This is a genomic window from Citrobacter sp. CK199 (genome assembly GCF_030333285.1).
GTDB classification, from domain to species: domain Bacteria; phylum Pseudomonadota; class Gammaproteobacteria; order Enterobacterales; family Enterobacteriaceae; genus Citrobacter_B; species Citrobacter_B koseri.
This window is the reverse complement of record NZ_JAOWGF010000028.1, coordinates 291,872-317,187: the sequence shown is the minus strand read 5'-3', so window position 1 is coordinate 317,187 and position 25,316 is coordinate 291,872. Positions and strand designations below refer to the sequence as shown.

Sequence of the window (25,316 nt, the reverse complement as noted above, 5' to 3'; positions counted from 1 at the left end):
CTGCCGGATGGCGGCTAACGCCTTATCCGGCCTACAAATATTATGCCCTAATGTCTGTCGCGTTTATCGGCGCGTTTCGCCAGCCAGTCGCCGAGCATCTGTACAACCTGCACCAGAATAATCAACGCGACCACGGTGACAATCATCACCTGGGTTTCGTAACGGTAATAGCCGTAGCGAATCGCCAGGTCGCCGACCCCGCCGCCGCCGACAATCCCGGCCATCGCGGAATAGCCAATCAGACTCACCAGCGTGATGGTCAGCCCGCGTAGCAGACCGGCGCTGGCCTCTGGCAGCAGTACGGTGCAGATAATGCGCATCGGGCTGGCGCCGAACGCTTCTGCCGCTTCGATAATCCCTTTATCCACCTCACGCAGCGCGCTATCAACCAGACGCGCATAGAACGCTATCGCCGCAACAGAGAGAGGGACGGAGGCGGCAATCGGCCCGATGGTATTGCCGAGCAAAAATTGCGTGAGCGGCAACAGCAGCACCAGCAAAATCACGAACGGCACCGAGCGGATAATGTTCACCAGAACCGAACTCACCAGATACACGAAGCGATTCTGCCAGAACAGATTCCGGTCGGTGACAAAGATAAGGAAGCCGAGCGGCAGCCCGCCGACAACCGCCAGCACCGTTGAAATGCTCAGCATTTGAAAGGTTTCATTGAACGCCAGCGTTAAATCCGGCAGTAAATCATCCACGAATCACCTCCACCTGCGCAGTACGTTGCCGAATATGCGCTACCGCGGCATCCACCGCTGACGGGTTGTGCGGCGCAGTCAGTTGCACCACTAAAATCCCCAGCGCGCGTTCGCCGATATATTCAATTTTGCCGTGCAGAATGTTCACCGCTACGCCGAACTTTACCGCCACATCAGACAACACCGGCTGCTCCGCCGAATCACCGATAAACAGAATTTTCAGTAACTGACCGGGCAAATGCTGGCGCAGACGTTCCGGTAACGTCAGATTGAGGGTGTGCGACACCAGCTGCTGTGTGAAGGCGTGCTGCGGATGAGCGAAAACATCAAATACGTCGCCCGACTCCACCACTTTGCCGCCGGACATCACCGCCACGCGATCGCAGATGGACTTGATCACATTCATCTCGTGGGTGATCAGCACGATCGTGATCCCCAGCTGTTCGTTAATCTGTTTGAGCAGCGCCAGAATGGTCGCTGACGTTTCCAGATCCAGCGCGGAAGTCGGTTCGTCGCAGAGCAGTACATCTGGATGGTTGGCGATCGCGCGGGCAATCCCCACTCGCTGCTTTTGACCGCCGCTAAGCTGTACCGGAAAGCGGTTCGCCTTATCCGCCAGCCCGACCAGCGCCAGAATTTCGGCGACGCGCGGGGCGATCTTGCTGCGCTCCCATCCGGCGGATTTCAGGCTGAAAGCGACGTTTTGCGCCACCGTGCGGGTATGCATCAGATTAAAGTGCTGGAAAATCATCCCAATACGCTGGCGGGCTTTACGCAGATTCGCCCCTTCCAGCGCAGAGATCGCCACACCGTTCACTTTCACGCTTCCCTGACTCGGGCGCGTTAAGGCATTAAGGGTACGCAGCAGCGTACTTTTTCCCGCGCCGCTGGTGCCGACAATGCCAAAAATTTCGCCCGCCGCTATCCGCAGGCTGACATCATCCACCGCGCGGGTCGATGCGCCACGGCCTGCCGTAAAATCCACGCAGACCTTTTCAATCTCAATCATGCTCACCTCAGAAATGCGAAAAGGGCAGTCGCCGCTGCCCCGTTAATTCCCTTGCGCAGCGATTATTTGTCTGCGGTCATCCATTCCGGTTTCTGGAAGGCGCTGTAAATATTCTTCGGATCGTCAATAACCGCACGGTAGGCCGGAGATTTCACCGCATCGACAATATCTTTCGCGAACGGCTTGTCGGCATCTTCACTGCGTACAGCAATGATATTTTTCAGGTTTTCATCCAGTTGCTCTTGTTTTAGCGCGCTGGAAAGATCCAGCCCCGCCGCAACGGCGAAATTACCGTTAACCAGCGCGCCGGTCACGCCATCCAGCGTGCGCGGCAGCTGCGCCGCTTCCAGCGGTTTAAACACCAGCCCTTTCGGGTTGCTGGCGATATCACGCTCGGAGGCTTTCGTCGGGTCGATATTGTCTTTAATGGTGATAAGACCGATTGATTGCAGGAAACGCAGACCGCGCGCCAGATTGGTCGGGTCATTCGACAGGGTAATAATGTCCCCTTTCTTCAGCTCGTCCAGGCTGTTGATTTTACGGGAATAGAACCCCATTCCGGCCGTCGGCACGACGATCAGCTTCGTCAGTTTCAGCCCTTTATCGGCGGTGAATTTTTCAAAATAGAGCGTATGCTGGAACAGGTTAGCGTCAATGCTGCCGTTGGATAACGCCATGTTTGGCTGAACATAGTCGCTAAATTCGCGCACCACGACCTTGTAGCCTTTCTCTTTCAGCGTTGGCGCGATGGCCTGTTTGACCATATCGCCATACGGACCCGGCGCGACGCCGAATACAATAGTCTGTGGATCGCTATTAGCATGAGCAAATTGCAGGCCGCAGGCCAGCAAAAGCACCCCGGCGGCAACGCGTAAACTCTGACGCAGTCCCATAACTTCTCCCTTTTAAATGTTGTGATGCAGTGCAGTACGCCGTGCGATGCGACGTTGTTCATTTGGGCCTGAATACAAGGCTATTTGTTAACATGACACAGTTCACAACCTGTTGTCCTTGAAATTATTTCATGATGTTGCAGAGTATGTCGTTGAAAGGGGATGGGCAGAAATGAAAAAGCCGGATAGCGGCATAAATGTCTTATCCGGCCTGGACGCTCTATTATTACGCTGCACTCGTAGGCCCGATTAGCGCAAGCGCCATCGGGCATTCGGTTTGGCAGGTGCCAATTAGAAGTCGTAACGCAGACGAACCAGGTTCATATCGCCCAGATCGTCGGTGCTGGAGGTGAATACGTGTTCGTAATCCACGCGGAAACCATAATCCAGCTGGAAGCTAATACCGACGCCATTATCAATACGCTGGTAGTTACGGCCGTTCACATATTCAATACGGTCACCCATAAAGTACGGCTGAATAGATTTCACCGCATACTGGTTGATCGGGAATTTATAACCGGCAAAGTATTCAATACCCCATGCGTCGCCCGCAAAGTAGTCATGCGCGTCTACGCGTTTGGTGGTCATGAAGTTCTGATACCAGCCGCCGCCCAGCGCGAAAGTCCAGTTATCCGGCGTCCAGCTAAGCGCAGTACCAACGATATTTTGATCGTAGTCTTTACCGTCGCCGCCGTTACCTGGGCGCATTTCCGCACGCGTATAGTTCCACGCCGTACCCCAGGTCAGATCGTCCGTGATGTGGTAATCCGCACCCAGAGAACCGCCGCCTTTACGCTTGTAGCGCAGGCCGTTGTTCGGGTTGTAATCATCGCTGAACAGATAAGACGCGTAGAGATCGACGTCGCCGACTGTTTTCTTATACTTCAGGGATTTACGGGTACGGTAAGAACCGTCGTAGTCGCCGTTGATACCGTTGCCTGGCGCCTGACCAATCATGTCATAGTCCCAGATATCGGTTTTCACGCCAACCACATCATAATAAACGCTGTTCTGTTGACCGAAAGTCAGCGTACCCCAGGTATCGCTTTTCAGACCGGTGTACAGCATACGACGAGTGGTGTCGTTCGCGCCGTCTGCGTAGTGATTATCCCAGTTGAACATCGCCGGGAAGTTAACGCCCAGCTCGTAGTAGCTGACCCAGCTAATGTCATCAAACAGATAGTAATCAGCCGCGAAACGGAAACGGGTGCCGCCATCGAAGCCATTACGTTTGTAACCATTTTTACCGTCGTCGCCAGCCATATTCTGGAACTGAGGACGAATACTACCGCCAACGGTGAAGTTAAGACGGCTCAGCGGATTACCCGCCTGTGGATCTTGTTTCAGAACAGTGATTTCCGCCTGAGATGCGAAAGACGTTAATGCCACTGCCGCGCCGATCGATGCCGCCAGCGCTGTTTTTTTTATTGTCATTATATTTTCCTTGATAGATTTACCCGCCATTATTCGCACTGCCGGCAAAATACCGGCAACGTAAAAAACAACGGGCATAGCCCGCTAACTATTTAGCAATTAAATATTAACTGGTATTAATCCTGTCGTGTTGGCGGGTTTTTAATGTTTTGTGCTACTAAAAATCGAGGGGTTAACAATTCGTGCCACATAGGGAGTACACACCAGTATAAACACCGGTGCGTAATCATCACGTATATAAATTATATTATTAAAACTACACACCGGTATAAAAACCGGTGTGTGATCATCACATCTATAAATTAATTATTAAATTGGCGAAATAACGCTTTGCCTTTTAACAGACGCGCGCCGAGCCATCCGCCGCATAATGAAAGTAATAATGCGCCGCAGACGGGCAAAATAATCCACACGCGCCAGTCCGGTTCCCACGGAAAATCGAACACCTGACTTTGCAGCACCGCCAGCGCAGTTTCCGCGCCGATCGCCGCCACCAGCCCGGAGACCATACCCAGCATGGCAAATTCACACCAGAGCGTGGTGCGCAGCAGTTTTTTGCCCGCGCCTAAGGTGCGCCAGACCACCAGTTCCTGATGACGTTGACGCATTCCGACCTGAACCTGCGCCAGTAACAACAGCATGCCGCAGGCCGTGACCAGCACCACCATCACCTCCAGCGCCCGGCTGACCTGCTCCAGCACCTGACCGACCTGTTTCAGGATCGCGCCGATATCCAGCAGGCTGATGGTCGGAAACTCGCGATTAAGCTGCGTCAGCATGCCGTTGCCATTTTCCCAACGGAAGCTGGTAAGCCAGCTCTGCGGCTGCCCGTCCAGCGCGCCGGAGGGGAAGATAAAGAAGAAGTTAGGGCGCAGACTTTCCCAGTCTACTTTGCGCAGGCTGCTGACCGTCGCGCTAAAGTCCTGGGTATCGCCCATAAAGGTCACGCGATCGCCGAGTTGTATATTCAGCCGCTTCGCCAGCCCTTCCTCTATCGAGACCTCTCCCGCTTTTGGCGGCCAGCTTCCGGCGGTAATCGGATTATGATCCGGGCGCGTATCCTGCCACGTCAGATTCAGCTCACGGTTAAGCGCTTCGTCCTGATTTCCTTCGGTCGGCAGACCATTAATCTCCGTCAGTCGCGCCCGCACGATCGGGAAGAATGCCTCCGGGATCACCTGATGCTCAGACAGGAAGGCCTTCAGCGGCACCACCTGTTCAGAAGCGATATTGATGAGGAAATAGTTCGGACTTTCCGGCGGCAGTTGTTGTTGCCAGCGATCCAGCAGATCGCCGCGCAGCACCAGAAGAAGCGCCAGCAGCATAAAAGAGAGCGAAAAAGCCGAGAGCTGGCTTAACGTGGACCACGGCTGGCGCAGCAGTCGGCTTACGGCCAGGCGCAGAGGCAGCGATGTCAACGTCATACCACGCAGCACGTTCAACAGCATCCAGCCCAGCACACCGCAAAGTAGCGCCAGCACCACCGCGCCGGCCAGCACCGCCCACAGCAACATGCTGCCGCCCATCAACCCCGCGAGCAGCGCGACGACGACAACCGTGACCACCGGAAGATACATCTTCAGCGGCCAGACACGCGCAACCACATCACGCCGCAGCACACGCAACGGCTGCGTCGCCAGCAGCAGACGATACGGACGTAGTCCAACCAGCAAAGAAATGATGATCATCGTTCCCAGCGCCCACAGCCACGGCCAGAGGCTGGCTGGCGGCAGAACGGCGGGTAACACCGGTTTGAGCAGCACCATCAGCACATTCTCGAACAGTAACCCAATGGCGCCTCCCGTCACGGCGGAAAGAGTCAGCAGCATCCCCCACTGCCCGACGATCAGCTTGCGCAGCTGCGCCCTGCCCGCCCCCAGCGTTTTGAGGATCGCAATCAGATCGTAGCGGCTGCGGCAGTAGTGGCTCATCGCCACCGCCACGGCCGCGACTGCTAACAGCAACGTTAACAGCGCCGACAGCAGCAGGAACTGCTGCGAGCGTTCAAGCGATTTGCCCAGCGCGCCTTCATCTTGTTCCAGTCCGTACCAGCGATGTTCAGGCTTAAGCTGCGGCAATAGCCACTTTTCATAGCCGTCCAGCTGCTGCGGCGTACCGCCAAACTTATAGCGCCACGTCACGCGACTTCCCGGCTGTACTGCGCCCGTTTTTTCAACATCCGCAATGTGCATCATCAGGCGTGGCGCCATCTGGAAAGGGTTAAACCCGGAATCCGGCTCCTGTACCACCTCGCCAGCAATACGCAGCGTGGCGTCGCCGACGTCGATGCTGTCACCCGTTTTCAGGTTGAGGAGCGCCATCAGTCTTGGCGCCAGCAACACGGAACCCGGCTGCGGTTTTAACCCCGGCGGATTCGTTTGCAGCTCACCGTACATCGGATAAACGTCATCCACCGCTTTGACGCTGGCCAACTGCGGCGTATCGTCCGCGAAGGTCATGGTGGCGAAGGTCATCTGTTCGCCCACTTTCAGACCGCGTTTGCGCGCCTCATCGATCCACGCCAGCGGCACCTCGCGCGAACTGCGCAGCGCCCGGTCTCCGGCCATAAAATCACGGCTTTGCTGACTTAAACCCTTTTCCATGCGGTCGCTGATATTGCCCAGCGCCAGCACGCAGGCCACCGCCAGACTCAGCGCCAGCCAGACAATCAGTAAGGAAGGTGAGCGCCATTCGCGCCAGAACCAGCGTGCAATCATGCCTCCTCCTGCAACTGCCCATCCACCAGGCGTAATCGTCGGTCGCAACGCGCCGCCAGCTGCGGGTCGTGCGTCACCAGAATCAGGGTGGTGCCATGTTCGCGATTAAGCGAAAACAGCAGGTCGGCGATTTTATCCCCGGTCTGCCGGTCAAGGTTTCCCGTCGGTTCATCGGCAAACAGCACGTCCGGCCGCCCGTTGAACGCTCTCGCCAGCGCCACACGCTGCTGCTCGCCGCCGGAAAGCTGGGCCGGAAGATGATCAAGACGTTTCCCCAGGCCTAACTGTTCCAGCAACGCTTTCGCGCCATCGCGACTTTTCCCGCTGTTCTCCCCCCGCAGCAAGGCGGGCAGTTCAACGTTTTCCAGGGCATTCAGCGTAGGAATCAACATAAAAGACTGGAAAACAAAGCCGACATGCTGCGCGCGCAGCTGCGCCCGCGCCTCTTCATCCATCGTGTGCAGAGACTGCCCGACCAGATTCACCTCGCCGCTGCTGCCATCATCCAGCCCGGCCAGAATCGCCAGCAGCGTCGATTTCCCCGATCCTGACTCGCCGATCAGCGCAATGGTCTCGGCGCGTTTGACAACCAGTTCAACTCCGGTAAGGATGGAAAGCTCATGCTCACCCTGACCGACGGACTTCTTAAGACGATGAACTTCAACAATGTTTTCCGCTGGCATTTGCCCTTCCTGTTTCTGGTCCTGTTAACGTTCCGCGCCGCCGCAGCGGACACGTTATTAATTCTGGGTGACAGCCTGAGCGCCGGATACCGCATGTCCGCCAGCGCGGCCTGGCCTGCGCTGCTTAACGACAAATGGCAGGACAAAACGCCGGTCATCAATGCCAGCATTAGCGGCGACACCTCGCAGCAAGGCCTGGCGCGTCTGCCTGCGCTGCTGAAGCAGCATCAGCCCCGCTGGGTTCTGGTCGAGCTTGGCGGCAATGACGGCCTGCGCGGTTTTCAACCTCAGCAAACCGAGCAAACCCTGCGTAAAATCCTGCTGGATGTGAAGGCCGCAAACGCCGAACCGTTGCTCATGCAAATTCGTCTGCCCGCAAACTATGGTCGCCGTTATAATGAAACCTTTAGCGCCATCTACCCACGGCTTGCCAAAGAGTTTGATATTCCGCTTCTGCCCTTTTTTATGGAAGAGGTTTATCTGAAACCACAATGGATGCAGGACGACGGTATTCATCCTAATCGCGACGCCCAGCCGTTTATTGCTGACTGGATGGCGCAACAACTAACCCCATTAGTTAACCACGACTCGTAAATCAACGGAGATCCTGACAGGTAAAGTTATGCAAAAATCGGTCTTAATTACAGGATGTTCCAGCGGAATCGGTCTGGAAAGCGCTCTTGAACTGAAACGTCAGGGTTTTCAAATTCTGGCAGGTTGCCGTAAACCCGATGACGTCACGCGGATGAACAGCATGGGATTCACCGGCGTGCTGATCGACCTCGACTCGCCGGAAAGCGTGGATCGCGCCGCAGACGACGTGATCGCCCTGACCGATAATCGTTTATATGGGATCTTTAACAATGCCGGATACGGCGTGTATGGCCCGCTTACCACTATCAGCCGCGCGCAGATGGAGCAGCAGTTTTCCGCCAATTTCTTTGGCGCGCACCAGCTCACTATGCGCCTGCTCCCTGCTATGCTGCCGTACGGCGAAGGGCGTATTGTGATGACCTCATCCGTGATGGGGCTGATCTCCACGCCAGGGCGCGGCGCCTATGCCGCCAGCAAATATGCGCTGGAAGCCTGGTCTGATGCGCTGCGCATGGAGCTGCGCCACACGGGGATTAAGGTCAGCCTGATCGAACCCGGCCCGATTCGTACCCGGTTTACCAATAACGTCAGCCAGACCCAGAGCGACAAACCGGTAGAAAATCCGGGGATTGCCGCGCGTTTTACGCTCGGGCCAGAAGCCGTTGTCGCTAAAGTCCGCCATGCTTTTGAGAGCGACAAACCGAAATTACGCTACCCGGTTACGATGGTGACGTGGGCGGTCACGCTGCTGAAGCGCGTGCTGCCGGGACGCGCAATGGACAAAATTTTGCAGGGTTGAGTTGAAGCGCGCGCGTCAGCCCCCATGTAAAAGAGAACCAGACATAAAGAGAGTGACTCCATGTCCGTACAAAATATTGTCAATATTAACGAATCTAACCTGCAACAGACCCTCGAACAGTCGATGACCACCCCGGTTCTGTTCTATTTTTGGTCTGAACGCAGCCAGCATTGTCTGCAACTGACGCCAGTGCTGGAAAGCCTTGCCGCACAGTACAACGGCCAGTTTATCCTCGCGAAGCTCGACTGCGACGACGAGCAGATGATCGCCTCCCAGTTTGGCTTGCGCGCTATTCCGACCGTGTATCTGTTCCAGAACGGTCAGCCGGTCGACGGCTTCCAGGGGCCGCAGCCGGAAGAAGCGATTCGCGCGCTGCTCGACAAAGTGCTGCCGCGTGAAGAAGAGCTGAAAGCGCAGCAGGCGATGCAACTGATGCAGGAGGGCAACTACATTGAAGCGCTGCCGCTGCTGAAAGACGCCTGGCAGCTCTCTCATCAGAACGGCGAGATCGGCCTGCTGCTGGCGGAAACCCAGATTGCCCTCAACCGTACGGAAGACGCCGAAGCCGTGCTGAAAACCATTCCGTTACAGGATCAGGACACCCGCTATCAGGGCCTGGTCGCGCAGATTGATTTACTGAAACAGGCGGCCGACACCCCGGAAATCCAGCAACTGCAACAGCAGGTTGCGGACAATCCAGAAGATGCGGCGCTGGCGGCGCAACTGGCGCTGCAACTGCATCAGGTCGGGCGTAACGAAGAGGCGCTGGAGTTATTGTTCAGCCATTTGAAGAAAGATCTCGCCGCCGCAGACGGTCAGGCACGAAAAACGTTCCAGGAGATCCTCGCCGCGTTAGGCACCGGCGATGCGCTGGCGTCGAAATTCCGCCGCCAGCTGTACGCGCTGTTGTACTAATCCGCTGCATTTTGCCCGATGGCGCTACGCTTATCGGGCCTACAAACGCTAAAAATACCGATCCTCCCGGCATCACATCTTCTTTAAATGCGTCACCACCAGTTGGTGGCGCAAATTATAGAATTTCCGGTAGGTTAAATAGCAGGCGATAATGGTCGACAGGCTTGCTGTGGATAGCAGCATAAAAGTCACCATTATCTGATACTTAATCGCTTTTACCGGATCGATACCGGCAAAAATCAACCCGGACATCATCCCCGGTAAGCTCACCAGCCCAACCGTTTTTGCCGAATCAATGGTCGGGATCAGCGACGCGCGAATACTGTCGCGAATAAGCCCCGCAGACGCCGTTTTCGGCGTTGCGCCCAGACTGAGCTTCTCCTGAATTTGCTGCTGCTCGCTGCTGAATCGCTGGCCCAGATTGTTGTAGCACAGCCCTACCGCCACCATCGCGTTACCCGCAATCATGCCGGAAATCGGGATCACCTGCATCGGCGTAAACTCGATAGATCCTGACAATACCAGTACCGCCAGCGTCAGCCCCGCTCCGGTCGTAATCGCAATAAACGACGAGGTAAACGCTTTATCAATATATTTACTGCGTTTTTGCGCGTTATACGCCGCGTTAAAACAGATAAACAGCACCATCAATAATGTCAGGATGGCGTGATTGACGCCAAAAATGTATTTCAGAACATAGCCGACGATAACAAGCTGGATTACCGCACGGGCAACGCTCCAGAGAATATCTTTTTCCAGCGCCAGTTTCTCTTTGTGGCTAATCAGAATAGCCACAACCACCAGCATCATCGATAACGCCAGCGACTCATTCGTTATATTATGCTCGTTCATAGGTAGCTTCCTGCATTTCTCCGGCATGAGGCTGAAGCGTAATCACATTATCCGCATGATTAATTTCATCTTTATCGTGTGTTACCCACAGCACGGCAATATTTTTATCGCGAACATAGCGATGAATAATGTCATTCACATTCTCTTTATTACGCTCATCCAGCGCACTGGTGATCTCATCCAGCAGCAGAACCTGCGGCAGAAACTGTAAATTACGGATCAATGAGATACGTTGTTTTTCCCCGCCGGAAAGCGCCGTAATGTTTTTCTGTAAAATGGTTTCCGGTAGCTCAAACTGCGCCAGATCGGCAAGAAAAGCCTTCGGTTCCGGCGTTTTGTTGCGGATCTGCCAGGGAAAAATCAGGTTGTCATACACCGTATCGCCAAACAGCACTGGCGTCTGGGCGCAATAAGAGACCTGCTGGCGGTAAGTTTCGGGCTTAAGCGTGGCAATCTCTTCGCCTTCAAACAGGATATCCCCCGTATCCGGGCTGATTAATGACGCCACAATCTTTAGCAATGTGCTTTTACCGCACCCGGATGGGCCGGTAATCAGTTTAAATTCCCCGGCATTCAGCATGAAACTGATGTTATTGAGAATTTTCGTGGCGCCAGCCTGGTATCCCACCTTTCTTAGCTGGAGCAAAGGGCTGCTCTCTTTCATCTCACATCCATTTTTCACATCTTTAAAGTAAACAGTGTATCCCTGTAATTTATAAGAGGGGAACTCACTTTGATTAATCGGGTATAATTTGATTAAACAGACCGCAAAGACCGTTTTTTTACATGGACAGCACGACAGGAGGTTTATCAATGCTTATTTTTATCCCTATTCTCATTTTCGTGGCGTTGGTGATAGTCGGCGCAGGCGTCAAAATTGTCCCACAGGGATACCAGTGGACCGTGGAGCGTTTTGGCCGTTACACCAAAACCCTGCAACCAGGCCTGAGCCTGGTGGTGCCGTTTATGGACAGAATTGGTCGCAAGATCAATATGATGGAACAGGTACTCGATATCCCGTCGCAGGAGGTTATCTCAAAAGATAACGCCAACGTCACCATTGACGCGGTGTGCTTTATTCAGGTTATCGACGCTCCGCGCGCGGCCTATGAAGTCAGCAATCTTGAGCTGGCCATTATCAACCTCACCATGACCAACATCCGTACCGTACTGGGGTCAATGGAGCTGGATGAAATGCTTTCCCAGCGCGACAGCATCAACACGCGCCTGTTGCACATTGTCGATGAGGCCACCAATCCCTGGGGCGTCAAGGTTACGCGTATTGAGATCCGCGATGTTCGTCCACCGGCGGAATTGATTTCATCCATGAACGCCCAGATGAAAGCAGAACGTACCAAACGCGCCTACATTCTGGAGGCGGAAGGGGTGCGCCAGGCTGAAATTCTGAAAGCTGAGGGTGAAAAACAGTCGCAGATCCTGAAAGCGGAAGGCGAACGCCAGTCTGCCTTCTTACAGGCTGAAGCGCGTGAACGTTCCGCCGAAGCGGAAGCCCGCGCCACCCAGATGGTCTCTGAAGCGATCGCCGCCGGGGATATTCAGGCGGTGAACTACTTCGTGGCGCAGAAATACACCGAAGCGTTGCAGCAGATTGGTTCGTCGGGCAACAGTAAGGTTGTCATGATGCCGCTGGACGCCAGCAGTCTGATGGGCTCCATTGCCGGGATCACCGAACTTATCAAGGACAGCACCAGCGAACGGAACAAATCATGATAGCGATGATTCTGGTTCACCCGCATATTTTCTGGCTGAGTCTTGGTGGGCTACTGCTGGCCGCCGAGATGCTGGGAGGGAACGGCTACCTGCTGTGGAGCGGTGTCGCCGCCGTGATTACTGGCCTGGTGGTCTGGCTGGTGCCGCTCGGCTGGGAGTGGCAAGGCGTTATGTTCGCCGTATTGACGCTGCTGGCGGCCTGGCTGTGGTGGAAGTGGCTGGCACGGCGCGTGCGTGAGCAAAAACCGGCTGACAGTCACCTTAATCAACGCGGGAAACAGCTGGTAGGCCACCGCTTTATTCTGGAAACCGCGCTGGTCAACGGACGCGGCCACATGCGCGTCGGCGACAGCTCCTGGCCCGTCAGCGCCGACGCGGATCTGAGCGCCGGAACGCAGGTGGAGGTGATTGCCATCGAAGGGATAACGTTGCGCATAAAGGCCGTGTGATCAACGGCGGGCTTTACCTTTGTGATGACAGCAGCCGGAAAGATTATCAATGATCGGGCAATCGGCGCTGTCATCACCCGGGCATGACTCCGCCAGGGTCAGTAATTGCGTGCGCATAGCCTGCAATTCGCTGATGTGGCGTTCAATCTCAGCGACCTTTTCCAGCGTACGTTTTTTCACATCTGCGCTATGGCGCCCCGGATCGTTAAACAAATTCACCAGTTCACCGCACTCTTCCAGGTTAAAACCGACCTGACGCGCCTGACGCAACAGCGTTAACTCGTTTAAATGCTGCTGGCTGTAAGTGCGGTATCCGTTTTCACTGCGCAGCGGCGGCGTCACCAGCCCTTTCTCTTCATAAAATCGAATAGCCTTGCTGGTTAAGCCTGTTTTTTTCGCAACATCGCTAATATTCACATCTCCCCCCGCAGAGCATGTTGATGCCGAAGCTCATTATAACCCACATCGCCCCCATGCTATCACGGGGTGGAATGCCCCTGGCGCCTGTGCAATAAATCCTTAGCAATCCTACTGTTATGTGCGATCTCGCTCACACTTATGGTTGTCTTGCTTGCAACATATTGATACAGATCAAAGGTGCATTAATTATACACCTTTCAACCTTGAACTTGTGGATACATCTTCTATATAAACGCGAATGATAATGATGATCATTTACATACTCATAAAGGTTCTCACATGTTGCCACGGATTAGCCAACGGCCATTTATTCTTTCGGCCCTGACATTATGCGTTTCAGGTGCTGTTTCAGCAGCCACGACAACTACAGCACAACATCATAAAGTATCGGATGACGACACGTTAATCGTCACCGCTAACCGCTCAGAAAGTAGCCTTTGGGAAAGCCCGGCCACGATTCAGGTTATCGACCGCCAGGCCATACAGAATTCCACCAGCGTGTCGATTGCGGACGATCTACAGGACATCCCCGGCGTTGAGGTTACTGATAACTCTCTGGCAGGACGCAAACAGATCCGCATTCGCGGCGAAGCCTCTTCACGCGTATTAATTTTGATTGACGGCCAGGTCGTCAGCTATCAGCGCGCCGGGCAAAACTACGGCGCCGGCTTGCTCATTGATGAATCGTCGCTTGAGCGTATTGAAATCGTTAAAGGCCCCTACTCGGTGCTCTATGGCTCGCAGGCCATTGGCGGCGTGGTGAACTTTATTACGAAAAAAGGCGGCGATAAGCCGCTTGGCGGAAGCGTCAAAGCCGTTTACAACTCCGCGACCGCAGGCTGGGAGGAGTCGGCCGCCGCCGGGGGCAGCATCGGCAACTTTGACTACCGCATTAACGGCAGTTATTCCGATCAGGGCAACCGCGACACGCCTGACGGCAGATTGCCCAACACCAATTTCCGCAACAACAGCCAGGGCGTCTGGCTTGGCTACAATCTCGATCGCCATAAATTTGGACTATCACTCGATCGCTACAAAACGTCTACCCAAACCTGGATTAGCGATGCGGATAACCAGTATGACGAATTCAGCGTCCGTATTCCGAAACTGGAACGCGAAAAGGTTGGCGTTTTCTATGACTATGATGCCGATGGCGATTACCTGAAAAAAATCCACCTCGACGCTTACAGCCAGACCATTGAGCGTAAATTTGAGAATCGGGTAAAAACCACCCAGGTCATCCCAAGCCCGATGATTCAGGCGCTGACAGTCAGCAATCAGACCAACACCAATGATAAACAGTACACGCAGGGTGTGACGTTACAGAGCAACTTCTCACTGCCAGCGAACAACGAACTGGTTATCGGGACGCAGTATCAGCACGACAAAGTGAAGCAGGACACCAATAGCAGCACGCGTCAGACAGCGGCAACCGGCGTCTTCGATATCCAGACCAATACCCTGTCACATATTGAGGCTGAACAAGGTAACGCCTCAATATTTGCGCAAAACGACTGGCGTTTTGCCGATGACTGGACCTGGACCGTCGGCGCACGTCAGTACTGGCTCTCTTCTAAACTGAACCGTAGCGACAGTCTGAGCGGCACAACCTGGCAGTCATCCGGTGGAAAGTCAGCGCATGACGATGAGTTAGTCACCTCAACCAGCCTGCGTTACTCCGGTTTTGATAATCTTGAGCTACGCGCAGCCTATGCTCAGGGATATGTCTTCCCGACGCTGGTTCAGTTGTTTATGCAAACGTCTGCGGGCGGCAGAATCACCTATGGCAATCCTGACCTGAAGGCTGAGCACTCCAATAACTATGAACTGGGTGCGCGTTACAAAGGCAATATGTGGCTGATTGACGGGGCGATTTACTACTCCGAAGCCAAAGACTATATCGCCAGTCTCGCCTGTTCAGGGCAAGCGATTTGTAATGGCAGCAGCACCTCATCCTACTACTACGACAACATTGACCGCGCCAAAACCTGGGGGATGGAGCTGACGGCGGAATACAACGCCTGGGCCGTATCACCTTATCTGAGCGGCAACCTGATTCGTCGTCAGTATGAAGGTGACGTGCAGAAAACCTGGGATACCGGCGAACCGATGCTGACAGGCCGCGCAGGTCTGAAACACACGCTGCTGCTCAATGCCGCGAATATCACTTCCGATCTCTTCATCCGTGCGGCATCCAGCGCCAAAGACAACACGGGAGAGACTGAAATTCGCTATCCGGGCTGGGCGACGCTTAACCTCGCCTTTAATACCGAGTTTGGTCCGCAGGATCAGTATCAGGTCAATCTGGCGCTGAACAACCTGACCGATAAACGTTACCAGACCGCTCATGAATCCATTCCAGCGGCGGGCTTTAACGCAGCGATTGGTTTTGCGTGGAATTTCTGACGATGAAGAGACTTGTCATTGGCTTACTGGCGCTGGTTAACGCCTTCAGCGTGCAGGCGGCCGAACGACTGGTGGTGGCGGGCGGTTCTCTCAGCGAGCTTATTTTTGCGATGGGCATCGGCGATCGCATTGTCGGGGTGGATGAAACCACCTCTTATCCCCCCGAAACCGCTGCACTGCCGCATATTGGCTACTGGAAGCAACTGAACAGTGAAGGCATTTTATCGCTGCGCCCGGACAGCTTTATTACCTGGCAGGACGCGGGCCCGCATATTGTGCTGGAGCAGTTGCGCACCCAAAAAGTCAACGTTGTCACCCTGCCGCGCGTTCCGGCCACCGTTGACCAGATGTACGCCAATATTCATGCCCTGGCGAACACGCTCCAGGTTCCTGAACAGGGCGACGCGCTGGTTAACCGCATTCGCCAGCGGCTGGATCGTGTGCAGGACAGCGTGAAGGCGAAAGGCGCGCCGGTTAAGGCGATGTTTATTCTTTCTGCGGGGGGCAGCGCCCCGCAGATCGCCGGTAAGGGCAGCGTCGCTGACGCGATTCTGACCCTCGCTGGCGCGCAGAATGTCGCCCAGCATGCGCAATATAAAAGTTACAGCGCGGAATCGCTGATTGCGGCAAACCCGCAGGTGATTGTTGTGACATCACAGATGGTCGAGGGCGATATCAATCGCCTGCGCGCCATTGCCGGTATCACCCATACCTCCGCCTGGAAAAATCAGCGGATCGTCGCCATTGATCAGGCGTTGATTCTGGGGATGGGTCCCCGCGTCGCTGACGCCGTTGAAACTCTGCACCAGCAACTCTGGCCTCATTAAATGGATTTGGCATTACAATTATGAATACTCAACACACGCTGGATCTCACTCCACATTTCGCGCTGGAGGGGAACCAGCCCTTTAAGGATCGTCGGGCCACGATGCCGTGGCGTGGTGCGATTCCTGTCGCAAAAGAGCAATTGTCACAAACCTGGCAGAACGTCATCAGCCAGACCGTTCCACCGCGCAAAAGACTGGTGTATTTACATATCCCTTTTTGCGCAACCCACTGTACTTTCTGCGGTTTTTATCAGAACCGCTTTGAAGAGGATCACTGCGCACGCTATACCGACGCCCTGCTACGTGAAATAGAGATGGAAGCCGACAGCACGCTGCACCAGTCAGCGCCCATTCATGCGGTGTATTTCGGCGGCGGAACGCCGTCTGCGCTGTCGGCCAGGGATCTGGCCAGGATCATCACCACGCTGCGTGAAAAACTGCCGCTGGCGCCGGATTGCGAAATCACTATCGAAGGTCGGGTGCTCAACTTTGATGATGCCCGCGTTGATGCCTGTCTTGATGCGGGCGCCAATCGGTTTTCTATCGGCATTCAGTCTTTCAACAGCAAGATCCGCAAGAAAATGGCGCGCACCTCGAACGGCCCAACCGCCATCGCCTTTATGAACGGCCTGGTGCGGCGGGATCGCGCCGCCGTGGTGTGCGATCTGCTGTTCGGCCTGCCCGGTCAGGATGCCGCCCTGTGGGGTGAAGATCTGGCGATAGCCCGCGATATCGGGCTGGATGGGATCGATCTGTATGCGCTGAATTTGCTTCCCAATACGCCGCTCGGTAAAGCGGTTGAAAGTGGCCGGACGACCGTTCCTTCCCCCTCAGCGCGTCGCGACCTCTACCTTCAGGGCTGCGATTTTATGGATAGCGCGGGCTGGCGCTGCATCAGCAACAGCCACTGGGCGCGTACCACCCGAGAACGCAACCTGTACAACCTGCTGATCAAGCAAGGCGCTGACTGCCTCGCCTTCGGCTCCGGCGCAGGCGGTTCGGTCAACGGCTACTCCTGGATGGTGGAGAGAAACCTTTCCACCTGGCATGAAACTATCGCCGCCGGGAAAAAGCCGTTAATGATGATGATGCGTACCGCCGAACGCGGCTTTCAGTGGCGCCATACGTTACAGGCGGGGATTGAAACGGCGCGCGTACCGCTTGATGAGCTGACGCCTCACGCGGAGCAACTGATTCCGTTACTGACCCAATGGCACAACGCGGGGCTGACCCGCGATGCGTCAACCTGCCTGCGTCTGACCAACGAAGGACGCTTCTGGGCAAGCAATATTTTGCAGTCTCTTGACGAGCTGATTCAGGAACTTAACGCACCGCGCATCGCGGTAGATAAACCATAAAAGGAGTAACTTATGAGCCATGTCTCTTTACAGGATTTTTTGCGCACTGAGCCGGACGGAACGCTGGAAGCGATCGCCGCACAGTACAACACCACGCTTTTAGACGTAGTCAAAAACCTGCCCTCTCATACCCTGGTCAGCGGCGATAAATTCGATACCGTCTGGGACACCGTCAGCGAATGGGGCAAGGTCACAACCCTGGTGCACACCGCCGATGTCATTCTCGAATTTACCGGTGAACTGCCCTCCGGCTTCCATCGTCACGGTTATTTCAATCTGCGCGGTAAAAAAGGCATGACCGGCCATATCAAAGCGGAAAACTGCACGCACATCGCCTTAGTGGAACGCAAATTTATGGGCATGGACACTGCGTCTATTCTGTTCCTCAACCAGGCGGGCAGCGCCATGTTTAAAGTCTTCCTCGGTCGCGACGAGCATCGTCAGCTACTGGGCGAACAGGTTGACGCCTTCCGCACACTGGCCTCCTCTCTGAAGGAAAACGCCTGATGACACCGTGGTTACTTTTCGGTGCCGGCGGTACGGGCGTGGGTGCCAGAACGCTTGAACTCGCGCTGACGCAACAGCGCCCGGTCGTTGCCGTGATTCGTCACCCGGAAACCGCGGCCCTTTTGCAAAGCAAAGGCGTTCAGGTATTTATTGGCGATGCCTGCGACGCAAGCGTCGTGTCCTGCGCCTGCCATGCCGCAGGGCCGGAGGCGCTTGTCATTTCATCAATGGGGGGAAACCAGGATTATCTGGCGCACAGAACCGTTATTGATGAAGCCGAAAAAGTGGGCATCAAACGCATGATTCTGGTGACGTCGCTGGGATGCGGCGACAGTTGGGCATTTTTATCCCCTCGCGCGAAAGCCGCATTCGGCCAGGCCGTGCGGGAAAAAACGCTGGCGGAAAGTTGGCTGCAAACCAGTCAGCTGGATTATGCCATCCTGCGGCCTGGCGGTTTACTGAATGGCGATGCGACAGGTAAAGCGCAGCGCTACCAGGGACAGGAGTGCCACGGGTTTGTGATGCGTGCGGATGTCGCCGCCCATATTCATGAACTGGCCTGCGCGCCTGCGCTTAACAATCAGATCTACAGTCTGGTTGAGCCTGAACTAAAGCCGGTGTGATCCCCTCGCGGCGCGGACATCCGCGCCGCAATGACGTTATGGAGATTCGAGTGTTCAAGGATTCACTCTCTTCCCTCAGTGTATTGACGGGGCTTTCACTCTTGCTGATCGCACTGGTGCTGTTCGGCGCCAGCCAGGGGGCGCTGAACATCAGCTTCAGCGCGCTGTTTAACGAAGAGTACCGGGATATCTGGCTGAACATCCGTTTGCCCCGCGTTCTGTTGGCCGTGCTGGTTGGCGGCGCGCTGGCGACAGCGGGCGTGATCATGCAGGGACTGTTTCGCAACCCGATGGCCGATCCGGGGTTGCTTGGCGTCAGCAGCGGCTCTGCGTTAATGGTCGGCGTCGCGATCGTTTTCCCTCTTTCGTTGCCCGTCGTTCTGGCGCTCTATGAACAGATGATCTTTGCCGTCGCCGGCAGCGTGGTGGTCTGCGCGGTTATTTTTCTGATCAGCCTGCGCCACGCTCACGGCGGCATGATGCAACTGCTGCTGGCCGGGATTGCGATTAATGCGCTGTGCGGGGCGGCTATCGGCATACTGAGCTATGTTGGCGACGAACAGCAATTACGTCAGTTGACGCTATGGATGATGGGCAGCCTCGGCCAGGCGCAGTGGCCGACGCTACTGGTGGCCAGTTCGTTCGCGCTGCCCGCCATCGCCGCCACCGCCTGTCTTTCCGGGACGCTGAACCTGCTGCAATTAGGGGATGAAGAGGCGCACTATCTGGGGGTAAACGTAAAGCGTAAACGTCAGCAGCTGTTGTTGCTCAGCTCCCTGCTGGTGGGCGCTGCCGTTTCGGTAAGCGGCGTGATTGGCTTTATCGGTCTGGTGGTTCCCCATTTAATTCGCATGATCATCGGCGCAGACCATCGCTGGCTCATTCCCTGCTCTACACTTGCAGGGGCATGTTTGCTCCTGGTTGCCGACACGCTGGCACGCACGCTGGTACAGCCTGCGGAGATGCCGGTCGGCCTTCTGACCAGCCTGATTGGCGGCCCCTGGTTCCTGTGGCTCATTCTGAACAGCCGGAGGGTGGTATGATTGATGCCCAAAATCTGGTTTACAGCATTCATGGACGCCGTTTAACGGACAATGTTTCGCTGACTCTGCCTGGTGGTGAAATCGTCGCTATTCTAGGGCCGAATGGCGCCGGGAAATCCACGCTGCTGCGCCAGCTTACCGGGTATCTGAAGCCCGACTCTGGTCGCTGTACGCTTCTGGGCAAGCCGCTGACCGAATGGCCGCTGACGGAACTGGCGAAGACCCGCGCGGTGATGCGCCAGAACAGCCACATGGCGTTTCCGTTCAGCGTTCGGGAAGTCATTCGCATGGGCAGGCATCCTCATCGGACGCATAATCCACGCGATGAAACCGAGCACATCATGGCGTTGTGCGATTGCAGCCAGCTGGCCTCGCGTGATTACCGGCAGTTGTCGGGCGGCGAACAACAGCGGGTACAGCTGGCGCGCCTGCTGGTTCAGCTCTGGGAACCCGAGCCCTCGCCCAAATGGCTGTTTCTGGATGAACCCACCTCCGCGCTGGATATTCACCACCAGCAGCATCTTTTCCGTCTGCTGCGCCAACTGGTGCGTGAACGGCAGTTCAACGTCTGCTGCGTGCTGCACGATCTCAATCTTGCCGCACGCTATGCCGACCGGGTGGTGCTGATGGCAAACGGCCGCCTTATTGATAACGGCAGACCGCAGGAGGTGCTGAAACAACAGGCGCTGAAAACGCTTTACGGCGCGGATATCACGGTTTTAAACGATCCATCAAATCTCTCACCGCTGATCGTCCTCGATCGGTAAAACTTGCGGAGCATCGAATGCTGATGCTCCATTTTCTGTAACAATTGCCTGTTATAAGTGATCGCTTTCTCAATTCTGACTCTTTCAACTGGTCATTCTACGCGGGTAGATTTATTAATCTGCGGTAAAAATATAATATCTACGCGAGTAGAACGTGAAGAGTATAAACCTGCGACTTATGTCGACAGCTAACTTCAAGGAGTTCTTATGAACACGCATTCATCCTCTGTTCCCCTGACGGACGGCCAACAGGCAGCTCAGGAACGACTGGAAACCCCCGAGGGGCGCCGCGAATTCTGGCGAGCGACATTTTCCTGCTGGTTAGGCACGACAATGGAATATGCCGATTTTGCGCTGTATGGCCTCGCCGCAGGCATTATCTTTGGCGACGTCTTTTTTCCTGAAGCCACACCAGTTATGGCGCTACTTTCCAGCTTCGCCGCCTATTCCGTCGGGTTTATAGCACGCCCCATCGGCGCGCTGTTGTTCGGCTGGATAGGCGACCGTCATGGCCGGAAGACTGTCATGGTTATCACTATCGGGTTAATGGGTATGTCGACCATGTTGATCGGTTTAATTCCCAGCTACGCCCAGATTGGCGTTTGGGCGCCGGTATGCCTGGTCATCTTACGATTTTCCCAGGGGCTGGGCGCCGGGGCAGAGCTTTCAGGCGGCACCGTCATGCTCGGTGAATATGCCCCAGTTAAGCATCGCGGACTGGTCTCCTCGATTATCGCTCTGGGCTCAAATAGCGGAACATTGCTGGCTTCTTTAGTCTGGCTCATCGTACTGCAAATGGATAAAGACGCCTTGCTTAGCTGGGGATGGCGCATCCCTTTTCTTTGCAGCTTCCTCATCGCCGCCGCCGCACTGTTTATTCGCCGCCATATGCGTGAAACGCCCGTCTTTGAGCGTCAAAAAGCACTCCTGCAAGCCGAGCGAGAGAACGCGCTTCGCCAGGGTCAGGAGATGCAACAGTATGACACCCGTAGCTTCTGGCAACGCACCAGAGCATTCTGGACCATGGTCGGATTACGCATCGGCGAAAATGGCCCCTCCTATCTGGCCCAGGGATTCATCATTGGCTATGTTGCCAAAGTGCTGATGGTTGATAAATCTGTCCCCACTGTTGCGGTATTTATCGCCTCTATTCTGGGATTTGCCATTATTCCGCTGGCGGGTTGGCTTTCTGACCGATTTGGCAGACGTATCACTTACCGTTGGTTCTGTCTGCTACTGATTCTGTACGCATTTCCGGCATTCATGCTGCTGGATTCTCGTGAACCGTGGATTGTTATCCCGACGATCATTACCGGAATGGGGCTCGCTTCGCTGGGCATTTTCGGTGTTCAGGCTGCATGGGGCGTTGAGCTTTTCGGTGTGACCAACCGTTATACTAAAATGGCTTTCGCAAAAGAGCTGGGGTCCATTATGTCTGGCGGTACGGCGCCACTTGTCGCCTCGGCGCTGCTCTCATTTTACGGACACTGGTGGCCTATCGCCGTCTATTTCACCCTGATGGCCGCAATTGGGCTGGTGACGACTTTCTTCGCGCCAGAGACTCGTGGGCGGGATCTCAACTTGCCCGAGGATGCAATTTGAGGCCAGAGAACGTGAGTTGCGCGTTCTTTACCAAAGATTTTTGGGTCATAACGCCTTATGCTGTCTGGAAAAAAGATCACTCTGAACTCAATCAGGTAGGTGCCTTGTGACCCAATCACATTCACAACGCGTAACACGTTCTGATGTTGCAAAAGAAGCGGGAACATCTGTCGCTGTTGTCAGTTACGTTATTAATAACGGTCCGCGCCCCGTCGCCGAAGCGACCCGACAGCGCGTATTGCAGGCCATAAAAAAAACCGGTTATCGACCTAATGGTATAGCGCGCGCCCTGGCTTCTGGCAGCACGCAAACCTATGGACTCATTGCGCCAGACATCTCTAACCCGTTTATCGCCTCAATGGCGCATGCCCTGCAACGTGAAGCATTTTCTGATGGGAAAGTGCTCCTGCTGGGCGATGCGGGCGACAACAGCGGACGTGAGCGTGAACTGATTAACAATATGCTACACCGTCAGGTCGACGGGCTTATCTATACCAGTGTTGACCGGCATCCCTATATTGAGCTGATTCAGGAGAGCGGAACCCCCTGCGTCATGCTGGATCGCGTGGACCCTGGGTTGAATGTCAGTGTTATTCAGGTAGATGAACAACTGGCGGCCTGGCAGGTGACGAAGCATCTGATTGATCACGGTTACCGCGATATTGGCATTATTTGTGGTCCGCGTGAAATGTTGAACACCCAGGATCGTATCCGGGGATGGCAGCTAGCGCTGGAAGAGTCATCGCTAATTATCAACCCCTCCTGGATCTTTTCGACTAACTATACCCGCGCCGGAGGTTACGAGGCGACAAAACGCATGTTGCAAGGTAAACCGCCGCGCGCGCTGTTCGCAACCAATGAACAGCAGGCGCTTGGCTGTTTACGCGCTCTGGCAGAACAAGGATTACGCGTTCCACAGGATGTGGCGCTGGTCTGCTTTAACGCAACACAAGAATCGGCTTACAACGTACCTTCCCTGACCGCCGTCCGACAGCCTGTCGACAAAATGGCTCGTGCGGCAATTGATATGTTGAAAAACTGGGATGGAGAAGTTCGCCGCGTTGAATTTGAGTTTTTTTTACGAGTGGGAGAGTCGTGTGGCTGCCAGGGACATGAAGTACAACCTGAAACCAGATAAAAATAAATCTATGCGCGTGATTATCGACTGCGATCCGGGTAATGGCATTCCCGGCGCCAATATCGATGACGGCCTCGCGCTGGCACTCGCCATTGCCGCGCCGCAAATCTCTCTGGAGATGATCACAACGGTGGCTGGTAATACACCGGTAGAAATCGGATATGCAGTAGCCAAAGACTTCGTCCAACAATTAGGTGTACCCGTTTCTGTCTACCGTGGCGCCGCACGCGCGCTCAGAGAAGATCCGCAGCCCTGGCGGGAAAAGCTTGATCATGGTGTAGACCAATATGGCTTACGCCAACTCTGGGCTGATGTCCCCGTTCCGCAGGCATACCAGGCCACGAAGCCTCTTGCGCCTGAGGCGATAGGTGAGCTGATATGCAATAACCCCGGTGAGATAACGCTGGTTGCAACAGGCCCACTCACCAACGTCGCCATTGCTCTACAGCTCTATCCGCAGCTCGTTCATACGGTGAAGAATATCGTGATCATGGGCGGAGTATTCAATGTTCCTGGCTACCTGAAAGACACTAATTTTGGCCTTGATCCAGAAGCAGCTCATGCCGTACTCACCAGCGGTGCGCCGGTCACATTGGTTCCGATGGATGTCACGACAAAAACCCAAATGCTTCATACCGATTTGGATCGTCTGGCTGCGGCAGAAAACGTTCTTGGTCTCTATCTGGAAAAAACCATTCGCCCGTGGATCACCTACTCTATGCAGACCCGCAATCTGCCTGGCTGCTGGATCCACGATGTTCTGACGATCGCCTGGTTGCTTGATCCCTCGCTCGCCGCAACGACAGAAGACTTTCTGGACGTCTCGCTTGAAGGCCTTACTCGTGGTATGACCTGTCGTTATGGACGTGACACATTACGCCTGGACGTGGGAATACCCGAGCCCAAAGGCGCGATGATAAAAATTCTACAGACTATCGATAACCATCAACTTCTTTCGCTGATTGAACACTACATCCATCGCTACGGCGCATAGCGATGCTGCACAGAAAAAGAAGATATTCGCGCAGTGTGTAAGGTTATGTTTTTCTGGAGGAAAAATGAATACGTTAGCACTCATCCTCTCTGGTGAAGGAGAACCAATTTTAATTACATTATGCAAAATTTGCGTCGCTTTTTTCCTGGGAGGAATCATCGGGCTTGAAAGAGAATCAAAGGGAAAGCCTGTCGGGTTTAAAACATGTGTGATTATTTCAGTAGCCAGTTGTGCCCTGACCATTGTTTCGATTCAATCTGCGGAGTATTACGCTGAGATTTCAATGAATATCCGTAGCGATCCTATGCGCCTGGCCGCACAAATCATCAGTGGCGTGGGTTTTCTCGGTGCCGGGGTTATCCTCCATCGCCATGATGATGCGATATCTGGGCTAACAACCGCAGCTATCGTCTGGGCTTCTGCTGGCATAGGAATTACCAGCGGAGCCGGTTTTTATCTTCATGCCCTGCTTGCCACAGGGTTATTTCTGCTGGCTATAAAGCTCAGTTATTTTGTGATCTTTTTACAAACAAAAAACCAGCTCCCCGGCAAAGTAAAAATCCGCATTATTCTTGACGAAAAATCAGGGCTACAAACGCTGGTAGAAAGTATTAATCAGCAAAAAAGCATTATTGAGACCATTACTATCCGCGATGTAAAAAAGGGAAAAATAGAGGTCAACCTTAAGGTTGTGATCAGAAAAAAAATAACCTTGCCCGAACTGTACAGCAACCTTTCTACGCTCGAACACGTCTGTGCTATCGCGCTGGAACACTGAAAAACACGAGTATAAAACAAACTTCTTGACCTTCCCCTTGATGGAAGGTTTACCCTTTATCACAGTCAGT

The 25,316-nt window shown here is 54.6% G+C and carries 25 protein-coding genes; 16 read left to right on the top strand and 9 right to left on the bottom strand.

Features of this window, described 5'->3' with window-relative positions:
- Positions 1-47: 47 nt before the first annotated feature.
- The 6 genes from OGX75_RS16480 to ybbA all read right to left on the bottom strand — a co-directional run bounded on the left by OGX75_RS16480 (position 48) and on the right by ybbA (position 7,443).
- Positions 48-707, bottom strand: a complete 660-nt coding sequence (locus OGX75_RS16480) for a methionine ABC transporter permease (protein WP_012133464.1) — start codon at positions 705-707, stop codon at positions 48-50.
- The gene (gene sfbB / locus OGX75_RS16475) at positions 700-1,716 is read right to left on the bottom strand and encodes a virulence-associated ABC transporter ATP-binding protein SfbB (RefSeq protein WP_012133465.1); all 1,017 of its coding nucleotides are present in this window, start codon (positions 1,714-1,716) and stop codon (positions 700-702) included. Before sfbB ends, OGX75_RS16480 begins: the two co-directional genes overlap by 8 nt.
- 62 nt (positions 1,717-1,778) lie before the next feature.
- A complete protein-coding gene (locus OGX75_RS16470; RefSeq protein WP_283315503.1) occupies positions 1,779-2,609 on the bottom strand; it encodes a MetQ/NlpA family ABC transporter substrate-binding protein in 831 nt (276 codons plus the stop codon).
- Between the two features lie 291 nt (positions 2,610-2,900).
- The gene (locus OGX75_RS16465; protein ID WP_024130578.1) at positions 2,901-4,043 is read right to left on the bottom strand and encodes a porin; all 1,143 of its coding nucleotides are present in this window, start codon (positions 4,041-4,043) and stop codon (positions 2,901-2,903) included.
- Between the two features lie 302 nt (positions 4,044-4,345).
- A complete protein-coding gene (gene ybbP, locus OGX75_RS16460) occupies positions 4,346-6,760 on the bottom strand; it encodes a putative ABC transporter permease subunit YbbP (RefSeq protein WP_286451443.1) in 2,415 nt (804 codons plus the stop codon).
- Positions 6,757-7,443 carry a putative ABC transporter ATP-binding protein YbbA gene (gene ybbA, locus OGX75_RS16455; protein ID WP_012133471.1) on the bottom strand — a complete coding sequence of 229 codons (687 nt, stop codon included), beginning with the start codon at positions 7,441-7,443 and terminating at the stop codon, positions 6,757-6,759. Before ybbA ends, ybbP begins: the two co-directional genes overlap by 4 nt.
- Between ybbA and tesA the strand changes: the two genes are divergently transcribed.
- The 3 genes from tesA to OGX75_RS16440 are packed head-to-tail and all read left to right on the top strand — an operon-like array spanning position 7,414 to position 9,751.
- Positions 7,414-8,037, top strand: coding sequence for a multifunctional acyl-CoA thioesterase I/protease I/lysophospholipase L1 (tesA, locus tag OGX75_RS16450; protein WP_024130579.1), 624 nt, complete (start codon positions 7,414-7,416; stop codon positions 8,035-8,037). The genes ybbA and tesA overlap by 30 nt on opposite strands.
- Before the next feature lie 28 nt (positions 8,038-8,065).
- On the top strand, positions 8,066-8,836 hold the full coding sequence (locus tag OGX75_RS16445; RefSeq protein WP_286451444.1) for an SDR family oxidoreductase: 771 nt from the start codon (positions 8,066-8,068) through the stop codon (positions 8,834-8,836).
- Between the two features lie 60 nt (positions 8,837-8,896).
- Positions 8,897-9,751 carry a co-chaperone YbbN gene (locus OGX75_RS16440; protein WP_286451445.1) on the top strand — a complete coding sequence of 285 codons (855 nt, stop codon included), beginning with the start codon at positions 8,897-8,899 and terminating at the stop codon, positions 9,749-9,751.
- A 72-nt stretch (positions 9,752-9,823) separates the two neighbouring features.
- On the opposite strand, the gene fetB is transcribed toward OGX75_RS16440, so the two are convergent.
- Positions 9,824-10,603, bottom strand: a complete 780-nt coding sequence (gene fetB / locus OGX75_RS16435; protein WP_286451446.1) for an iron efflux ABC transporter permease subunit FetB — start codon at positions 10,601-10,603, stop codon at positions 9,824-9,826.
- Positions 10,590-11,267 carry an iron efflux ABC transporter ATP-binding subunit FetA gene (fetA, locus tag OGX75_RS16430; protein ID WP_047458355.1) on the bottom strand — a complete coding sequence of 226 codons (678 nt, stop codon included), beginning with the start codon at positions 11,265-11,267 and terminating at the stop codon, positions 10,590-10,592. The genes fetB and fetA overlap by 14 nt, the downstream gene beginning before the upstream one ends.
- A 149-nt stretch (positions 11,268-11,416) precedes the next feature.
- Here fetA and OGX75_RS16425 point away from each other — a divergent pair, with 149 nt between their 5' ends.
- Positions 11,417-12,334, top strand: a complete 918-nt coding sequence (locus OGX75_RS16425) for an SPFH domain-containing protein (protein ID WP_012133477.1) — start codon at positions 11,417-11,419, stop codon at positions 12,332-12,334.
- The gene (locus OGX75_RS16420) at positions 12,331-12,783 is read left to right on the top strand and encodes an NfeD family protein (RefSeq protein ID WP_047458358.1); all 453 of its coding nucleotides are present in this window, start codon (positions 12,331-12,333) and stop codon (positions 12,781-12,783) included. Before OGX75_RS16425 ends, OGX75_RS16420 begins: the two co-directional genes overlap by 4 nt.
- Here OGX75_RS16420 and cueR read toward each other — a convergent pair whose 3' ends face one another.
- Positions 12,784-13,200 (bottom strand): Cu(I)-responsive transcriptional regulator, encoded by a 417-nt coding sequence (gene cueR, locus OGX75_RS16415; protein ID WP_012133479.1) that lies wholly within the window; start codon positions 13,198-13,200, stop codon positions 12,784-12,786.
- A 282-nt stretch (positions 13,201-13,482) separates the two neighbouring features.
- Between cueR and OGX75_RS16410 the strand changes: the two genes are divergently transcribed.
- The 11 genes from OGX75_RS16410 (at position 13,483) to OGX75_RS16360 (ending at position 25,246) form a co-directional block, all read left to right on the top strand.
- Positions 13,483-15,609: a TonB-dependent receptor gene (locus OGX75_RS16410; RefSeq protein ID WP_286451447.1), complete on the top strand. Its 2,127-nt coding sequence runs from the start codon at positions 13,483-13,485 to the stop codon at positions 15,607-15,609.
- 2 nt (positions 15,610-15,611) lie between these two features.
- The gene (locus OGX75_RS16405) at positions 15,612-16,436 is read left to right on the top strand and encodes a heme/hemin ABC transporter substrate-binding protein (protein ID WP_286451448.1); all 825 of its coding nucleotides are present in this window, start codon (positions 15,612-15,614) and stop codon (positions 16,434-16,436) included.
- Positions 16,437-16,456: 20 nt separating this feature from the next.
- Entirely contained in the window at positions 16,457-17,794 is a 1,338-nt protein-coding gene (gene hutW, locus OGX75_RS16400; protein ID WP_286451449.1) for a heme anaerobic degradation radical SAM methyltransferase ChuW/HutW, read from the top strand.
- 12 nt (positions 17,795-17,806) lie between these two features.
- Positions 17,807-18,301: a heme utilization cystosolic carrier protein HutX gene (gene hutX, locus OGX75_RS16395; protein WP_012133483.1), complete on the top strand. Its 495-nt coding sequence runs from the start codon at positions 17,807-17,809 to the stop codon at positions 18,299-18,301.
- Positions 18,301-18,924 (top strand): anaerobilin reductase, encoded by a 624-nt coding sequence (gene chuY / locus OGX75_RS16390; protein WP_112002138.1) that lies wholly within the window; start codon positions 18,301-18,303, stop codon positions 18,922-18,924. Before hutX ends, chuY begins: the two co-directional genes overlap by 1 nt.
- Positions 18,925-18,974: 50 nt before the next feature.
- Positions 18,975-19,967, top strand: coding sequence for a FecCD family ABC transporter permease (locus tag OGX75_RS16385; RefSeq protein ID WP_230032201.1), 993 nt, complete (start codon positions 18,975-18,977; stop codon positions 19,965-19,967).
- Positions 19,964-20,734: a heme ABC transporter ATP-binding protein gene (locus OGX75_RS16380; RefSeq protein WP_012133486.1), complete on the top strand. Its 771-nt coding sequence runs from the start codon at positions 19,964-19,966 to the stop codon at positions 20,732-20,734. The genes OGX75_RS16385 and OGX75_RS16380 overlap by 4 nt, the downstream gene beginning before the upstream one ends.
- A 207-nt stretch (positions 20,735-20,941) precedes the next feature.
- Positions 20,942-22,336, top strand: coding sequence for an MFS transporter (locus OGX75_RS16375; RefSeq protein WP_024130581.1), 1,395 nt, complete (start codon positions 20,942-20,944; stop codon positions 22,334-22,336).
- A 106-nt stretch (positions 22,337-22,442) separates the two neighbouring features.
- Entirely contained in the window at positions 22,443-23,474 is a 1,032-nt protein-coding gene (locus OGX75_RS16370) for a LacI family DNA-binding transcriptional regulator (RefSeq protein WP_024130582.1), read from the top strand.
- 10 nt (positions 23,475-23,484) lie between these two features.
- On the top strand, positions 23,485-24,468 hold the full coding sequence (locus OGX75_RS16365) for a nucleoside hydrolase (protein ID WP_410735703.1): 984 nt from the start codon (positions 23,485-23,487) through the stop codon (positions 24,466-24,468).
- Between the two features lie 64 nt (positions 24,469-24,532).
- Positions 24,533-25,246, top strand: coding sequence for an MgtC/SapB family protein (locus tag OGX75_RS16360; protein WP_047458375.1), 714 nt, complete (start codon positions 24,533-24,535; stop codon positions 25,244-25,246).
- Positions 25,247-25,316 lie beyond the last annotated feature (70 nt).

What these genes read in the sequence shown, in the direction of transcription:
- OGX75_RS16375 (WP_024130581.1), top strand. Translation starts at nt 20,942, where the DNA reads ATGAACACGCATTCATCCTCTGTTCCCCTGACGGACGGCCAACAGGCA.
- fetB (WP_286451446.1), bottom strand. Translation starts at nt 10,603, where the DNA reads ATGAACGAGCATAATATAACGAATGAGTCGCTGGCGTTATCGATGATG.
- hutW (WP_286451449.1), top strand. Translation starts at nt 16,457, where the DNA reads ATGAATACTCAACACACGCTGGATCTCACTCCACATTTCGCGCTGGAG.
- sfbB (WP_012133465.1), bottom strand. Translation starts at nt 1,716, where the DNA reads ATGATTGAGATTGAAAAGGTCTGCGTGGATTTTACGGCAGGCCGTGGC.
- chuY (WP_112002138.1), top strand. Translation starts at nt 18,301, where the DNA reads ATGACACCGTGGTTACTTTTCGGTGCCGGCGGTACGGGCGTGGGTGCC.
- ybbA (WP_012133471.1), bottom strand. Translation starts at nt 7,443, where the DNA reads ATGCCAGCGGAAAACATTGTTGAAGTTCATCGTCTTAAGAAGTCCGTC.
- tesA (WP_024130579.1), top strand. Translation starts at nt 7,414, where the DNA reads ATGAACTTCAACAATGTTTTCCGCTGGCATTTGCCCTTCCTGTTTCTG.
- OGX75_RS16440 (WP_286451445.1), top strand. Translation starts at nt 8,897, where the DNA reads ATGTCCGTACAAAATATTGTCAATATTAACGAATCTAACCTGCAACAG.
- hutX (WP_012133483.1), top strand. Translation starts at nt 17,807, where the DNA reads ATGAGCCATGTCTCTTTACAGGATTTTTTGCGCACTGAGCCGGACGGA.
- OGX75_RS16470 (WP_283315503.1), bottom strand. Translation starts at nt 2,609, where the DNA reads ATGGGACTGCGTCAGAGTTTACGCGTTGCCGCCGGGGTGCTTTTGCTG.
- OGX75_RS16465 (WP_024130578.1), bottom strand. Translation starts at nt 4,043, where the DNA reads ATGACAATAAAAAAAACAGCGCTGGCGGCATCGATCGGCGCGGCAGTG.
- OGX75_RS16380 (WP_012133486.1), top strand. Translation starts at nt 19,964, where the DNA reads ATGATTGATGCCCAAAATCTGGTTTACAGCATTCATGGACGCCGTTTA.
- OGX75_RS16410 (WP_286451447.1), top strand. Translation starts at nt 13,483, where the DNA reads ATGTTGCCACGGATTAGCCAACGGCCATTTATTCTTTCGGCCCTGACA.
- OGX75_RS16420 (WP_047458358.1), top strand. Translation starts at nt 12,331, where the DNA reads ATGATAGCGATGATTCTGGTTCACCCGCATATTTTCTGGCTGAGTCTT.
- OGX75_RS16425 (WP_012133477.1), top strand. Translation starts at nt 11,417, where the DNA reads ATGCTTATTTTTATCCCTATTCTCATTTTCGTGGCGTTGGTGATAGTC.
- ybbP (WP_286451443.1), bottom strand. Translation starts at nt 6,760, where the DNA reads ATGATTGCACGCTGGTTCTGGCGCGAATGGCGCTCACCTTCCTTACTG.
- OGX75_RS16360 (WP_047458375.1), top strand. Translation starts at nt 24,533, where the DNA reads ATGAATACGTTAGCACTCATCCTCTCTGGTGAAGGAGAACCAATTTTA.
- OGX75_RS16405 (WP_286451448.1), top strand. Translation starts at nt 15,612, where the DNA reads ATGAAGAGACTTGTCATTGGCTTACTGGCGCTGGTTAACGCCTTCAGC.
- OGX75_RS16445 (WP_286451444.1), top strand. Translation starts at nt 8,066, where the DNA reads ATGCAAAAATCGGTCTTAATTACAGGATGTTCCAGCGGAATCGGTCTG.
- fetA (WP_047458355.1), bottom strand. Translation starts at nt 11,267, where the DNA reads ATGAAAGAGAGCAGCCCTTTGCTCCAGCTAAGAAAGGTGGGATACCAG.
- OGX75_RS16365 (WP_410735703.1), top strand. Translation starts at nt 23,485, where the DNA reads ATGCGCGTGATTATCGACTGCGATCCGGGTAATGGCATTCCCGGCGCC.